This is a genomic window from bacterium (assembly GCA_040755795.1).
Taxonomy (GTDB): Bacteria; UBA9089; CG2-30-40-21; order CG2-30-40-21; family SBAY01; genus JBFLXS01.
Genome location: JBFLXS010000064.1, coordinates 1 through 14,948, shown reverse-complemented (window position 1 = coordinate 14,948; position 14,948 = coordinate 1). Strand labels below are relative to the sequence as shown.

Below are 14,948 nucleotides of genomic sequence, written 5' to 3'. Positions count from 1 at the left end.
TGCATGTTACTTAGGTAATCGGTAATCAGTAATCGGAGATAACAGGTCATTGTTTTCTCTTCACCGATAACCTGATAACCGATAACTTTCTATTCTAAACATAGCAAAGCAAACTTAACAAAGCAATTAGGTTGTTCACCACCTTATTTTCCTTCCTTTGCGTCCTTTGCGAAATCTTCCTTTGCGCTCTTTGCGGTTAAATCTTTATACCTTTAAAAAACTTGAACATCAAGTAATAGCGAAATCTATGCAGATTTGGTGTCCAAAAGGGGATAAGGAGATAAAGGGAGATATGGAGATTATTCATAGTCCTTTGCAAAATTTTAGAATGAATTTATCTCCTTATCTCCATAATCCCCATATCTCCTTTTCGGACACTATTTCAATCTTTATGCTAGATTAAGACACCACCAAAAAATGAGGGTAAAATAATGAAGTATTGTAAAAAATGTTTAATGCCGGATACAAGACCCGGCTCTATCTTTGATGGAGAAATGGTATGTCAAGCCTGCCGTAATTATGAAAAACGCAACACAATTAATTGGAAGGAAAGAAAAGAAGAATTAAGAAAACTCTGTGATAAATATAGAAGAGAAGATGGATATTATGATTGTATTATTCCGGTCAGTGGAGGTAAGGATTCTCATTTCTTGACTCACACATTAGTAAAAGAGATGAATATGCATCCATTATTAGTAACGGTAACAGATAGCTTTACCCATACAAAAGCAGGTATACATAATCTAAGAAATCTCATAGAAACCTTTAATCTAAACCATTATCAATACACAATTAACCACGATTTATTTAGAAGAGCAACAAAAATAGCCTTTGAAGAAACAGGGGAGGCACTTAAATTTGTAGAATATGCTATTTACACCGTCCCTACTTTATTAGCCCAAAAGTTTGATATACCTTTTGTCTCATTTGGAGAGAATTCTGCCTATGAATATGGAACTACGGCCAAAGAGTCTTACTCAGCCACACCGGTTGTTCAAGCAATATCCGACCAATTGGAAAAAGATAAGCAATGGTGGGTTGAAAAAGGCCTGATAAAACAAGAGGTAAGTTCAATTCAGTTAGACAAAAACAAACCCCTTCCAGAAGTAATTTATCTGAGCTATTTCTCCCCCTGGAGCAGTGTAACTCATCTGGGGATTGCAAAGAGATATGGATTTAAAGACTTATCACATGAATGGAAGCGGGAAGGGTGTATTGAAGATTTTGAGCAGATAGATTCTGTGGCCTATATGGTCCATCTCTGGCTGAAGTATCCCAAGTTTGGATTTCAGAGGACCTCGGATATTGCCAGTCGCCGTGTTCGAGAAGGAAATCTTAGTTTGGAGCAAGCTAAAAAGCTCATTATGGAATATGACCATAAGTTAGACCAGAAAGCAATGGAAGATTTTATAAACTTCTTGGGGTATACACCAAAGCAATTTTGGGATATAGTAGAAAAATTCTGGAATCCGGAAATTTTTGAAAAGGTCGATGGTGGATGGCGGATGAAAGACCCTGTATATAAAAATTTAATGGAAGGGGGAACAAATGCCTGAGACAACTGAACAGTTAAAAAAGTGGGGAGGGGAATTTGGCAAAGAGTATACGGATAGAAATCCCAACTCTTTAGAGGAATTAGAAGCATTATACCAAAAAAATTATGGAGTAACAAAAACTGAATTGAATAGCTTGTTCTTATCAGACTTACCTCGCTCCATGCGAATTCTGGAGGTAGGCTCTAACATTGGAACTCAACTATTATGCCTTCAGAAAATGGGCTTTAAGAATCTGTATGGTATTGAACCGCAAAGTTATGCGGTTGAGCTTTCAAAATCAAAAACCAAAAATATTAATATTATTAAGGGAGATGGCTTTGATATCCCATTTAAAGACAAGTACTTCGATCTGGTGTTCACTTCAGGGGTGCTCATCCATATTCATCCTTCTAATATTCTTCAAATCATCAAAGAGATTTACAGGTGTACCAAAAGCTACATTTGGGGATTTGAATATTATGCTGACGAGCATACAGAGATAATATATCGAGGTCAGAAGAATTTGCTGTGGAAAGCAAACTTCTCCAAAATATTCCTTGAGCAATTTGATGATTTGGAGTTGATTAAAGAAAAACATCTACCATACCTGGATAATGAGCAGAATGTAGATGCTATGTTTTTATTGAAAAAGAAGGATATGCAAAGTGAATGAAATATCTGTAGGTAAAGATATGAGGGTCTCTATAATAACCCAGGCAAGAGTTGCATCTACTCGCCTTGCGGCAAAGGTATTAAAAACTATAAAAGGAAAATCCCTGTTGGCTTACCATATTCAAAGGGCAAGATGGTCAGACCTGCCTATTATTGTAGCTACAACAGTAAAAGAGCAGGATGAACCTATTGTTGAAGAATGCAAGATATTAGAAGTCCCATTCTTTAGAGGGGACGAATGTGATGTGTTAGGTAGATATTACCATTGTGCCAGAGAAAACCAGATAGATACTATTATCAGAATAACCTCTGATTGTCCTTTAATAGATGGATATTTAATTAGAGAGGGATATGAAGAGTATAAAAGATTAAATGCGGATTATTTATCAAATTCCATTGAAAGAACTTTTCCCAGGGGCTTAGATTTTGAAATCTTCTCTTTTAGAGCCCTGAAATTGGCATACGAAAATGCAAAAGAACTGCCTGAGAGAGAACATGTAACTCCTTATATCTGGAAAAACAATCCAAACTTATTCGAGATAAAGAACTTCTCATCCCGACTAAACAAATCAGAATATAGAATCACCGTGGATACGGATAAAGATTTTGAGGTTATAAAGATTTTAATTGAGGATTTTGGAGTAGATCAAAAGGGATATAAAGAAATCATAGAGATATTAGATAGCCATCCGGAGATAGTAAAGATTAACCAGGATATTAAACAGAAGGACTATGGAGAGTAAAAAAGATAGAGCCATCTTCAGAACTGATGGAGGAGCAAAAATTGGGTTAGGACATATTAGGAGATGTCTAAGCCTGGCTGAAGGATTAAGCCAGAAAGGTATTCAGTGCATATTTATCACCAGGGATATTGACCCAGCGGTAGGAAAGCGTATTGTAGCTAACAACCATTTAGTAGAAAGATTGCCTGCACAGGCAGATTTAAAAAAAGACCTGAGTTTGACTATCAATTTGATTAAAAAGCATCAACCATCTTTGGTAATTACTGATTCTTATGGGATTGATGAGCATTACCTTGAGCAACTAAAGAAATTGAATGTTACCCTGATGAGTATTGATGACCTATCAAAATTGCATTTCTGTTCCGATATAGTGCTCAATCAGAATGTTGGTGCTAAGGGTGATGATTATTCCACAGAAAGATATACAAAACTGTTGATAGGGCCAAAATATGCTCTCCTGGGGAAAAGCCTTAGGGATAAACACCAGCTAAAGAAAGGGATAAAAAGGATTGCACAAAATATCCTGGTCACCTTGGGAGGAACTGATCCTGATAACCAGACACTTAAGGTGGTCAGAGCAATTAAACCTGTCAAAGAGAATCTCAGGATTACCGTGGTGATAGGGCCTGGGTATCTATATGAGGAGATACTCAAGGAAGAGATTAAAACAGATAACCGGTTTATCATTATAAGAGACCCTGATGATATCTTTAGTCTAATGGAGGAAGCAGACCTGGCCATCAGTGCAGGTGGAAGTACTTGCTATGAGATTGCCTGTTTGGGTGTGCCGAATATCATTCTGAGCCTGGCTGATAACCAGAAGAAGGTTGCCAACGGATTGGCTAACTACGGCACTTCTGTTAATTTAGGTTGGTTCAAAGAAGTTACTGAAGAACAAATTAAAAAAGCGGTAGAGGATTTGATTAAAAGCAGACAGAAACGAGAAGAGATGAGCCAGAAAAGTAAAGAGTTGGTTGATGGAAGAGGGGTAGAAAGGGTGGTAGAAGAGATTTGGAGTTAAGTCAATGGACTTAAAAGAACTTTGGAAAGATACTAAAAACAGAGCCTACAAATTGGAAGGCGAACTAATAAAACTCTACATTGGTTTTCTCCGTAAGGTTGCTGAGAGTTATCTCAAGGAGGGAAGACGTGTATTCTTTCGAGAAAATACAGTAGTTCATTGGGGAGAAGGAAACTTTGGTTCTCTTGTTGTAGAAGGAGAAGAGGATGTGAGGGATGTATTGGAAGATTATATTAGTGAGATACGATTTAAAAGAGATGTCGGTGAAAAGGAAACAAGAGGATACCAGGAAATTACTTTGGATTCTTTACACAAAATTGCTTACAAGCAAGACCCATTTTAAATTAAGGAGAAAAAACTGATGGTCTCGAAAAAGGTTAAGATAGGGGATAAATTAATTGGTGAAGGTGAGCCCTGCTTTGTGATTGCCGAGGCAGGTAGTAATCATAATCGTGATTTCAAGCAGGCCTTAAAACTCATTGATGTGGCAGTAGAAGCCAGAGCTGATGCAGTTAAGTTTCAAACCTACTCTGCAGAATTTCTCTATTCAAAAAAGACACCTAAGATGAGTTATCTAAAAAAAGAGAAATTGACTAAAGAAGATGAATCGGTTTGGGAGCTTATTAAGCGAATTGAAATGCCCCGAGCATGGCATAAAGACTTAAGCGACTATTGTCAGGAAAAAGGGATTATGTTCCTTTCCACTCCTTTTGACCTTCAGGCCGTAGATGAACTTGAAGAAGTAGATATGCTGGCACATAAGATTGCTTCATTTGAAATTACCCATTTACCTCTTCTGGAATATGTAGCTAAGACAGGTAAGCCCATAATCCTTTCTACGGGTATGGCTAATCTTTCAGATATTGAAACAGCCCTTGAAGTAATAAATAAACAAGGCAATGAAGATGTTATTTTACTTCATTGTGCTATAAACTACCCGGCTAAATATGAAAATTTAAACTTAAGAGCTATGCAGACAATGAAACAGGCATTTCAATTACCAGTAGGGTTTTCTGACCATACCCTGGGTATTACTTCAGATATAGCGGCGGTGGCTCTGGGAGCCAATGTCATAGAAAAACATTATACCTTAGATAGAAAATTACCCGGTCCTGACCATCCCTTTGCTTTAGAACCTGATGAGTTAAGAGCAATGGTTCAGGGGATAAGAGATACGGAGAAGGCATTGGGCTCACCAATTAAAAGACATACTAAAGATGAAGAGGAAATGTTTCATTTAGCCAGAAGAGGTCTTGTTGCCGCATGTCATATTCCCAGAGGAACAAAGATTACCAGGGAGATGATAGAAGTTAAACGGCCAGGACTGGGCATCCCAACCAAAATGATGGATATAGTTATTGGTCGAACCGCTATGGTGGACATCGAAGAAGATGATATACTGACCTGGGAGATGATATGATAACCTTACGAGAAGCTACAATTGAAGACAAAGATGATATTTATCATTGGAGAAATGACCCGGTAACAAGAAAACAATCCTTTAATACCAGAGAAATTCCATATCAAGAACATTGCCAATGGTTCAAGAATGCATTAGAATCTCCCGATAAACTTTTCTATATTGGAATTGATGATAAAAATGAAAAATGTGGTGTCGTCCGATTTGATCTGCACGGTGAATTTTCTGCTGAAATTAATGTTAATGTTTCTGCTTCAAAGAGAGGTAGAGGTATTGGTTCAGAACTAATTGGACAATCCTGTGCCTTGTTTTTCTCAAAGACAAATAGGAGATTTGTTATAGCCAGAATTAAAGAAAAAAATACTGCATCTATTAAAGCCTTCCAGAAGGCAGGATTTTTGGAGCTGTTTGGTTATAATGATACTACTGAAGGAAAAGTAGTATCTCTAATTTTACTGGTTAGCAAAAAAGAAAAATGAAGAATATATGTAACTATTCACCACGAAGGGCACGGAGAGCACGAAGTGAAATTTGATGAATTATCGAATAGAGTCATTACCTAAAATAGTAGAGAGTAGAGAGTAGTCAGTAGGGAAGAGGTGAAGAGTGGACAGTAATTACTGACTACTGACTACTAACTACTGACTCCTATTTAAGGTTGGTCTATTGATAAATTTCAATGTGGAAAGATTGAAAGAAGGCAAGTGGAAAGATGTGGTCATTATGGGGATGGCAAATAAATGAAAAAAACATTAGAAGTTATAAATGAATTGAAAGAAAATGGATTAATAAAAGATTATGCCATTGGTGGTGCGATAGCAGCTTTAAGATGGACCGAACCATTTTTGACTGAAGATTTAGATATATTTATTATTCCCGAAAAAGAGGCAAAAGAAAAAGAAGTGATTATATTATCCTCTGTATATGAATATTTTAAGAAAGGCGGTTATACCTGGAAAGGACATTGGATAATTATAGAGGGTGTTCCAGTTGACATCTTCCCGGTTGACGAACTTGAAAAAAAAGCAGTAGAAGATGCAAAAGAAATAGACTACGAAGGGACAAAGACAAAAGTAATAGCGCCAGAGTATCTTATAGCATTATTTTTAAGGGCAGGAAGGAATAAAGACATAAGAAAAATAGAAATGATATTGGGACAGACAAAAGTAGATAAAGAAAAACTCAATGAAATTTTAAACAAATATGGATTGACTGAAAAATTTACTAATTTCATGGAAAAGCATTATGGAAAATAATCAAAAAATTAAAATAGGTAAGAGAATATTAACTAGAAAAGAATTATTTGAAGAAAAGGAGAAATTGCGCAAAGAACGGGCTAAACTTCCTTTTAATGAAAAAATAAAGGCACTTAGTCAATTACAGGAGCTTGCATATAGTTGGGGAAACAAAAAGGATATAATCGTATGGAAAATATAAGACTTCTGCAAAACGAGAAAAAATGAGGTAACTGTTCAGGGTGTAATGAAGGGAAAAGGGGAAATAGTGGAAAAATGGAAAATTTAGGGACGGCTCATTTTAGTATGAAAGATTAAGGGAAAATAATTCTTTTATCTCCAGAAAAAATCAATGAATAATAATTTTAATCTTGCCTATATCCTTAAACATAAACTCGTTACAACTACTTTTGTCTACACAAATTCTAATATTATTGTCTCGGCTATTCCATTCCTTCTTTTACCTATTCTAACTCGTTATTTAACCCCTGCTGATTATGGTATTGTTGCTACTTTTCAGGTAATATTAGCGATAATAACAATAGTGGTGGGATTAAATACTCACGGTGCGGTAGCGGTAAATTTTTTCCAGTTGAATGAACAGGAAATCAAGATTTACATTGGCAATATAACTTTTATTATAATTATTAGTTTTGTTTTGACCTTTGGATTAATCAGTATGTTTATAAAGCCTCTCTCTCATTTGTTGAAATTCCCGGAAGGTTGGTTACCAATAATAGTTGTATCTGCTTTGGCACACTCAATTTCCCTTGTCATTCTTACATTCTGGCAAGTAAAACAAAAACCTATACCTTATGGAATGTTCCAGATTGCCCAGATGTTTATTAATATTAGTCTATCTTTGTTCTTTGTAGTAGTATTGGGCTGGAAATGGCAGGGGAGATTATCAGGTATAATTATTACCTCGATTATCTTTGCTTTTATATCTATTTTTATCATTTTCAAAAAAAAATATATCGGGTTTTCATTTAATAAAAGTTATATTAAAGATGCCTTGTTTTTTGGTATTCCCCTTATTCCACATGCGTTAGGTGGTTGGGTAATGTCAGGCATAGATAGAATTTTCATTAATTCAATGGTGGGTGTTGCTACAACAGGTATTTACATGGTAGGTTATCAAGTAGGGATGATTATAGGTTTATTAGCCACTTCATTTAATCAAACCTGGTCACCATTTCTATATGAAAAATTAAAGGAAAATAATTATTCTACAAAAGTAAAGATTGTTAAATTCACATATTTATACTGTATTGCTATAATTAGTCTATCATTAGTGTTAAGTTTTATCGCTCCATTTTTGCTAAAATTTTTTGTGGGAGAGGGTTTTCATTCTGCATATAAATATGTCTTGTGGATTGCTTTGGGCTATGCGGCAAACGGTATGTATTATATGGTCGCTAACTATATCTTTTATGTTAAAAAAACTTATCTTTTAGCCTGCATAACATTTTTTTCCGCAGGTGTTAATATAGTTCTAAATTATTTTCTAATAAAGGCTAACGGCGCAATAGGTGCCGCTCAATCAGCAACAATTAGTTTTTTTATTATATTTATCCTTACCTGGATATTAAGTGCAAAGGTCTATTCTATGCCCTGGTTTAGCTTTTGGAAACAAAATAAGGATATGTAAAATGTGGACTTTAAAAAATTCTTTAATTATCGAAAACAATTCAGAAATATTCGATTTTAGATTTGAATTTGATAATATTCTTATGTGGCCATTTATGAGATTTGATTTGCATAACATCCCGATTTGCAAAGAATATAATCTTGGTCAGCTTCCTTCATCAAGGGAAAAATTAACTTTTATATATTTAAAAAATACACTCCTTAATAATCCCTTCAAATACCGTTTAAAAACCAAATATGATATTTTAATGTTTTGCTCTGGAATTACAAATGTAAAAATGGGAGATAAATATTTTAATAGAGTAAGCGACCATTTTGCTTTTATAAATAAGGATAAAACTTTGTTAATAGAAGATTCTGTAAGAAGAAGAATATATTATACACCAAGATATTTTCCCAATATTTGTTATCACGATTTCATCCCTCTTGCCGGTTATATTAAATCAAAGTTTGTTAAGCCAGGCAAAAAAGATATTATCACCATAAAAAATCTGCGAAAATTTTTAGAACAACTTTTTCCGTATCAACTTGAAAAATCAGAGTTAAATACAATAGAAGATGCTTTGTTGTATATTTCGAAAAGGTTAACTATATATTATTATTTATATAATAAATTATTTGACAAATTTAATCCCAAAGTAATATTTTTAGAAGATGGCAGTTATGGTGGAAATAGTTATATTCTGAAATGGGCTAAGGCAAGAAATATTATTACCATAGAACCAGAACATGGTCTTGTTTATGAAAATCATCCGGCATACAATTATGGTCACGCCATACTTAATTCAGATATTTACAAGGAATATTTGCCTGATTATTTCTTAACTTATGGTAAATATTGGAGTGAAGTAATAAATTTGCCCGTTAAGAAAATAACAATTGGTAATCCGTTCTATTGCGAAAATATAAAAAAAATATCCACTACCAATCAATCTCGGACTAAAACAAAAATATTAATTGTCTTCTCTGGCGGGCTAATTCCAGATATGAAAGAAATTGTCTTAAAGTTCCTCTGTATCATTGATAACAGTAAATATGATGTTTCTTTTAGAGTCCATCCCATTGAGTTACCTGATGTGAAAGAGAGGTATTCTGAGATTATAGCCAAAAATACAATAAAAATAGATACTGAACAAAATGTGTATTTAAGTTTATCAAATACAGATTTCGTAGTCGGTGAACCTTCCACTGTTTTGTTTGAATCAATAGGTTTTTGTAAATCTGTTTTTGTCATTGACCACCCATTTACAGATTTATATTTTCCCAGAAGCATAATTAAACGATTTTCGAATGCAGAGGAATTAATGAATCTTATTATAACACATAATTCAAACAATGAAATTAACAAAGATTATATCTGGGAACCTAATTGGGAAGTTAATTATAAAAATTTTATGGATAGATTAATGTCTGTGAATTTGGTAAGCGTTCAGGTGGTGTAACAAAAGGAGATGTGGAGATTAAGGAGATAGGGAGATATTATTAAAAAAATTGAAATTAGTAGAAACTACTAATAGAAATTTATGGAAATTTGTTGTTTCCCACAATCAATTTCTACCTATTTTTGCTTCGCAACATTCTTCGAATTCTATAAATTTCAATCTATTTCTATTATCTTATCTCCATATCGCCCTTATCTCCTTATCCCCTTTCTTACACTTTTGATATATAGCCTGAACGGTTACTGAATTTGAAATAGAACTTCACTCTGTAACTTCTATTACTGCCCTAATTATTTGCTGTCTCAGTGCTTTTTCTAAAATCATTCTCTGGGTCTGTGTGGTGAACGATTACCTTTTTACCTGCTACCTGAATAGTTACCTCTAATCGTTATCTGTGAAGTAACAATCCCTTTTTCAAATCCTAATTGATTTAGCAATTCAGTTTTAACGGGTAATATGCATTCATTCGCTGAGGGATTTAATTTAAACAACCAATCATACAAATTTTTGTATTTTTCCACTAATAGTTTTTGTTTTTTAATCTGGTCATGAAAGTATTTATTTGGCCAGAAACGTAAATCTCGTGGGACAAAAAGGATATGTGAATGTCCTAATTCAACCAGTTCCACAAGTTTATGTGCCTCATGTTCAAATTGAACTACCTCTTGACTTTCTCCTATCTCCGGGTCATCAACATTAGTCAGTCGAGGTTTTTTTATCACGCGGAATGGCAAATCAAACATCTTCCTATCAATTGAGGTATGTAGCCAGCCCATATTGGTATTAAATTCTTCTATATTCAACAAATCATTATGGCTGTGTGGTGAAATTCGGGTAAGTTCTAAAATACCCGGTCCTGTTTGACCATCTGGTTGTTTCATCAGAACACATTTTCCGCCTTTTTTGTCCTCTGCAGATTGCCGGGCAGATTCAAACATTATTTGCACCTGTTGTGTTTCATTGAGCCAGGAAAAATATCCCGCGATAGCCAGGTCTATTTTTGCCTCAGAGTTATCCACATTACAGATTAAAAGTATCTCTCCACCGTTATTAATAAATTCATCATAAAGTCCACTTTTTTCAAACGCTTGATAGACATCGCCGTGTCCTTTAGTAACGATGCTTAATCTGCCGCTTTTGCGAGTGATTAATTCTGCGGTTTTGGGATTAATTCTTGGCCAACCCAAATCCTGGCAAAAATGTTTTGGTTTGACTTTCAGATTGAAATCATTAAATTTTTTAAGGTAGTCTTTTGTATCTTTATCTGTTGACGGACTATTCATAAAATATGTTGGTATGGGTAGTCCAGTTTGATAGATAGAATAAAGTTTGATGGCAATAAAACTAATTGGTGTAAGCATAATTGCTTGAAATATACCTTTAGTTGGTCGATAGCCTAATTCTTTCTCATACGAAGTAGCAACACCACCGTTTAAGATTATCATCCCTAACTTACCATTTTCTGCCAGGTCAAATCCTCTTTGAGAAAAGTAACCTGGTATAAGCCCATTTTGTTGCTCAATTACAGATAACTCGTCATAAGAACTCATATATTTTGTTCCTTTTAATGAACAAATCTCACCGTCATAAATTACTTCTAACTCATTTCGCAGGTATTTCTGGCGAATTTCACCAAATTTTTCTACATCCATTTCTGGATAATTTTTCTTTAACCAGTCTAAATTGTTATTCATAACCGTTCTCCTGAAAATAATGTTAAAATAGCACGCGGATAACGCGGATTTAACGGATTTTCGCCGATTTTTTCTCTTTTTTCTATCTTATATCCGCGAATATCCGCATCATCCGCGTCATCAGCGTGCTATTATTTTTCATCGTCCTTTGTGCCCTGCAGGGGCATGACCGTTTCCCCTGAAGATATTTATGTGCCATAATAACCCATTCTTTAGCATCCTCTTCTGAAAATTCTACAGTGGAATCATAATCATCTCTTCCCTTTACCATGTGACCAAATCCTCATCAAAATCCAGATGGCAGGTATCATTAAAGACTAAAACGCAAGGAAATTCTTTAGAAAAACTTATGATTGTTACCGCACTATTCTTAAGTGAGATAGACCATACCTTGTTTAAATTCATCTCTAATAAGTGGGCTAAATAAGTAGTAATCACGCCGCCATGTGTGACGACAAGAATCTGTTGGTCAGGATGTTTTGTCCTGATTTCATCGAATACTCGGACGACCCGCTCTTTAAATTCTAAAAGTGTCTCTGCACCAGGGATTCTTACTTCTAATGGTTTTTGATACCATTCCTTATATAATTCTTTGTTTTCTTTTCTGACTTGATTTATAGTTTTTCCTTCCCAGATACCCAGTTTGATTTCATGCAAGTCTTGATGGATAAGAATATCGTTTTTAGAATTAGTTAAAATCTTAGCGGTCTGGTAGGCACGACTTAAATGACTGCTATAAACCGCATCAAATTTCGTTCCATTAAACCGCTGAGCCAGGAGTTGCGATTGTCTATATCCTTTTTCACTTAATTTAGGATTTCTTATCCCTTGCACTCGGTTTAATTTATTCCATGTAGATTCACTATGTCGGACTAAGATTAATTTCATGTTATTTTCCTGAAAATAGCCGTAAGAATAGAACACGGATGACACGGATTTAACGGATTTTCGCTGATTTTTTTCTCTTTTTTTCTGTCTTCCTATCTTATATCCGCGAAATATCCGCAACATCCGCGTCATCAGCGTGCTATTATTTTTCATCGTCCTTTGTGAGTCGCAGACTCATGACCGTTCTCCTGAAAATAGAAGTATTGATACTTCGTTTATTCTTCAAGTCTGATTTTATCAAATTCCTCCAGATTCTCTTCTTCAGCAGGCGTGATTGAAGAAGAAACCGTTTCTGTTCCTATTTCCAGAATACCTTCTTCTGTATGGAGATGACAATATTCGGTTGGGGAATTGCCTTCAATAAATATCTCTGACCTGGTTTTGGGACAATATTTCGTTGCCAATAAACCGGTAGTTGGGTCAACTGTTGCAAAGGTAACCCCGCTGGGAACCGTGAAATCCTGTATTTCCAACAAATGCTGGATTTTTTCCATAAAACTTGTCCAGATAGGTGCGGCAACGACTCCGCCTGCCTGACCATAACCTAATGTTCGCTGGCCACGGTCATATCCAATCCAAACACTTGCTACTAATTCTGGTGTAAAACCAATAAACCAGGCATCAACATAATCATTGGTTGTGCCAGTTTTACCAGCAACAACTCTATTTATACGGTTTCCAACCGAATATTTTGCCGTGCCTCGTGTTACTACCCCTTCCAGCAAATTGGTAATTATGTAGGCTGTTTGCGGTGAAAGCACCCTTTCTTCATCAGGTGTTCTTTCTTCTAATATATTTTGATTATGGTCTTTGAGACATTTTATAGCAATCGGGTCAACCTTAATTCCCTGGTTAGCAAAGATACCAAAGGCTATTGTCATTTCTAATGGGGTAACCACCTTTGTTCCCAGTGCCAGTGATAAATCCTGCTCAAATTTACCTTTAATCCCCATCCGACGGGCATATTCAATTACCTTTCGGACACCTACCTTTTCCAACAAATCAATCGTGGCTAAATTAAGCGAATATTCCAGAGCAGACCTTAATGTCACCTTACCATGATAATTACCTTCATAATTACTTGGTTCCCAAACCTGTCCTTCTTTAACCCCCTGATAGGTTCTGGGAGAATCATCTAAAATACTTATTGGTGTAAATCCCTCGTCAACAGCCGCGGCATAAATAAATGGTTTAAATGCAGACCCTGCTTGCCTTCTGGCATATATTCGATTTAACTGATTCTCGTAGGAAAAACCACTTCCGCCAACCATTGCCTTGATATAGCCATTTCCAGGGTCAATGGCTAAAAGTGCTCCTTCTATTTGTGGTTCACCTGATTTCTTCGCTTGATTTAATTGCCTTAATCCATCCTGAAGAGCCTGAGATGCCGCTTCTTGCATCTCTAAATCTAAAGTCGTATAAACATTTAAACCAGCGGTATAAAGTGCATTACTCCCATATTCTTCCTCGAGTATTTGTCGGATATACTCCGTAAAATAAGGGGCTTTATTAATACTTGTTTTTGTTTTGGCCAATTTTTTTTTAGATATAATCTCTACCTGAGTGGCAAATGCCTTTTGTGCCATCTCCCTTTGTTCAGAATTGATAAATCCTTCTTCTTCCATTCGTTTTAAGACAAATGCCTGGCGATTGATTGCTCTTTTGGGATAAACAAGGGGTGAATAACGGACAGGTGAACCTGGCAGTCCAGCAAGCATAGCAATTTCAGGTAATTTTAACTCCTTGACCCGCTTATCAAAATAATACATTGCCGCAGACTGAACTCCATAGTTACCATGGCCATAATATATTTTATTAAAATATCTCTCTAAAATTTCATCTTTAGTTAATTTCTGCTCAATCAAGAGGGCAATTAATATCTCTTGTATTTTTCGACGATAAGTTCGTTCCTGGGTTAAAAACAGATTTTTTGCCAATTGTTGGGTAATCGTGCTGCCACCCTGGGTTATTTTACGGTGACGAATATTAGCCACAAACGCCCTTAAAACACCAAAGATATCTACCCCTTTATGTTTATAAAATTGATTATCTTCGACAGCAATCACGGCATCTTTTAATGTTTGAGGGATGTCTTCGAGACTGACTAATTCTCTTTTTTCTTCGGCAAATTCCGCGATTACTTCATTATTTAAAGAATAAAGTTTAGTTGGAATTTTCCAGACTTCTATACCTTCATATTTTAAAATAGGCTCTAAATTAGGTAGATGTGTTAGAAAGGAGACAATTATTCCTCCTCCTATTCCAGCAATGATAAATATACTTAATAAACACCCAATCAAGATAAATTTTGGGATAGGTCCTAATTGTCGTTTTGACTTTTTAGTCTTAACCACTGAAGGGTAAATAGTTGTTGGCATTGTTCTGTAATATTTATGTCTTCGTCGTCTAAACATAGTTCCTCCTGAAAATAGGAAGTAGAGAGTAGAGAGTAGAAAGTAAAGAAAACATCACTCCCCACGCTTATCTCCCCATCTCCCACCTTCTATCTCCTACCTACTATTTTCGTAACCGTTCAGGGCTATACATTAGAAGTGTAAACAAGGAGAAATGGGGAAAAGGGAGAATTGGAGAAATGGCTCAAACTTTTTCTTGCTCCACCCTTCAGACATTAATCCTGGTGTCGTGTT

General features: G+C 35.4%; 17 protein-coding genes. 13 read left to right on the top strand and 4 right to left on the bottom strand.

Annotated features, from left to right (window positions below; genetic code table 11):
• The first annotated feature begins 247 nt into the window (after positions 1 to 247).
• The 13 genes from AB1414_06520 to AB1414_06460 all read left to right on the top strand — a co-directional run bounded on the left by AB1414_06520 (position 248) and on the right by AB1414_06460 (position 9,964).
• The gene (locus AB1414_06520; protein ID MEW6607095.1) at positions 248 to 403 is read left to right on the top strand and encodes a hypothetical protein; all 156 of its coding nucleotides are present in this window, start codon (positions 248 to 250) and stop codon (positions 401 to 403) included.
• Between the two features lie 28 nt (positions 404 to 431).
• A complete protein-coding gene (locus tag AB1414_06515; protein MEW6607094.1) occupies positions 432 to 1,556 on the top strand; it encodes an N-acetyl sugar amidotransferase in 1,125 nt (374 codons plus the stop codon).
• A complete protein-coding gene (locus AB1414_06510; GenBank protein ID MEW6607093.1) occupies positions 1,549 to 2,208 on the top strand; it encodes a pseudaminic acid biosynthesis-associated methylase in 660 nt (219 codons plus the stop codon). Before AB1414_06515 ends, AB1414_06510 begins: the two co-directional genes overlap by 8 nt.
• Positions 2,201 to 2,950, top strand: coding sequence for a glycosyltransferase family protein (locus tag AB1414_06505; GenBank protein MEW6607092.1), 750 nt, complete (start codon positions 2,201 to 2,203; stop codon positions 2,948 to 2,950). Before AB1414_06510 ends, AB1414_06505 begins: the two co-directional genes overlap by 8 nt.
• Positions 2,940 to 3,971, top strand: coding sequence for a UDP-2,4-diacetamido-2,4,6-trideoxy-beta-L-altropyranose hydrolase (gene pseG, locus AB1414_06500; protein MEW6607091.1), 1,032 nt, complete (start codon positions 2,940 to 2,942; stop codon positions 3,969 to 3,971). The genes AB1414_06505 and pseG overlap by 11 nt, the downstream gene beginning before the upstream one ends.
• Positions 3,972 to 3,975: 4 nt before the next feature.
• Complete coding sequence (locus AB1414_06495) at positions 3,976 to 4,314, top strand: hypothetical protein (GenBank protein ID MEW6607090.1); 339 nt, start codon at positions 3,976 to 3,978, stop codon at positions 4,312 to 4,314.
• Between the two features lie 18 nt (positions 4,315 to 4,332).
• Positions 4,333 to 5,391: an N-acetylneuraminate synthase gene (neuB, locus tag AB1414_06490; GenBank protein MEW6607089.1), complete on the top strand. Its 1,059-nt coding sequence runs from the start codon at positions 4,333 to 4,335 to the stop codon at positions 5,389 to 5,391.
• The gene (locus AB1414_06485; protein ID MEW6607088.1) at positions 5,388 to 5,870 is read left to right on the top strand and encodes a GNAT family N-acetyltransferase; all 483 of its coding nucleotides are present in this window, start codon (positions 5,388 to 5,390) and stop codon (positions 5,868 to 5,870) included. Before neuB ends, AB1414_06485 begins: the two co-directional genes overlap by 4 nt.
• A 261-nt stretch (positions 5,871 to 6,131) precedes the next feature.
• Complete coding sequence (locus AB1414_06480) at positions 6,132 to 6,647, top strand: nucleotidyltransferase (GenBank protein ID MEW6607087.1); 516 nt, start codon at positions 6,132 to 6,134, stop codon at positions 6,645 to 6,647.
• Positions 6,637 to 6,828 carry a hypothetical protein gene (locus AB1414_06475; protein MEW6607086.1) on the top strand — a complete coding sequence of 64 codons (192 nt, stop codon included), beginning with the start codon at positions 6,637 to 6,639 and terminating at the stop codon, positions 6,826 to 6,828. The genes AB1414_06480 and AB1414_06475 overlap by 11 nt, the downstream gene beginning before the upstream one ends.
• A gap of 150 nt (positions 6,829 to 6,978) precedes the next feature.
• Positions 6,979 to 8,277 (top strand): oligosaccharide flippase family protein, encoded by a 1,299-nt coding sequence (locus tag AB1414_06470; protein ID MEW6607085.1) that lies wholly within the window; start codon positions 6,979 to 6,981, stop codon positions 8,275 to 8,277.
• Between the two features lies 1 nt (position 8,278).
• The gene (locus AB1414_06465) at positions 8,279 to 9,718 is read left to right on the top strand and encodes a hypothetical protein (GenBank protein MEW6607084.1); all 1,440 of its coding nucleotides are present in this window, start codon (positions 8,279 to 8,281) and stop codon (positions 9,716 to 9,718) included.
• A gap of 81 nt (positions 9,719 to 9,799) precedes the next feature.
• Positions 9,800 to 9,964 carry a hypothetical protein gene (locus AB1414_06460; GenBank protein ID MEW6607083.1) on the top strand — a complete coding sequence of 55 codons (165 nt, stop codon included), beginning with the start codon at positions 9,800 to 9,802 and terminating at the stop codon, positions 9,962 to 9,964.
• Between the two features lie 110 nt (positions 9,965 to 10,074).
• Here the strand turns inward: AB1414_06460 and AB1414_06455 are convergent, their stop codons facing one another.
• The 4 genes from AB1414_06455 to AB1414_06440 form a co-directional block, all read right to left on the bottom strand.
• Positions 10,075 to 11,412, bottom strand: coding sequence for a UTP--glucose-1-phosphate uridylyltransferase (locus tag AB1414_06455; protein ID MEW6607082.1), 1,338 nt, complete (start codon positions 11,410 to 11,412; stop codon positions 10,075 to 10,077).
• Between the two features lie 82 nt (positions 11,413 to 11,494).
• On the bottom strand, positions 11,495 to 11,683 hold the full coding sequence (locus AB1414_06450; GenBank protein MEW6607081.1) for a hypothetical protein: 189 nt from the start codon (positions 11,681 to 11,683) through the stop codon (positions 11,495 to 11,497).
• The gene (locus AB1414_06445; GenBank protein MEW6607080.1) at positions 11,677 to 12,300 is read right to left on the bottom strand and encodes a histidine phosphatase family protein; all 624 of its coding nucleotides are present in this window, start codon (positions 12,298 to 12,300) and stop codon (positions 11,677 to 11,679) included. Before AB1414_06445 ends, AB1414_06450 begins: the two co-directional genes overlap by 7 nt.
• Positions 12,301 to 12,515: 215 nt before the next feature.
• On the bottom strand, positions 12,516 to 14,714 hold the full coding sequence (locus AB1414_06440) for a PBP1A family penicillin-binding protein (protein MEW6607079.1): 2,199 nt from the start codon (positions 14,712 to 14,714) through the stop codon (positions 12,516 to 12,518).
• Positions 14,715 to 14,948: the final 234 nt, after the last annotated feature.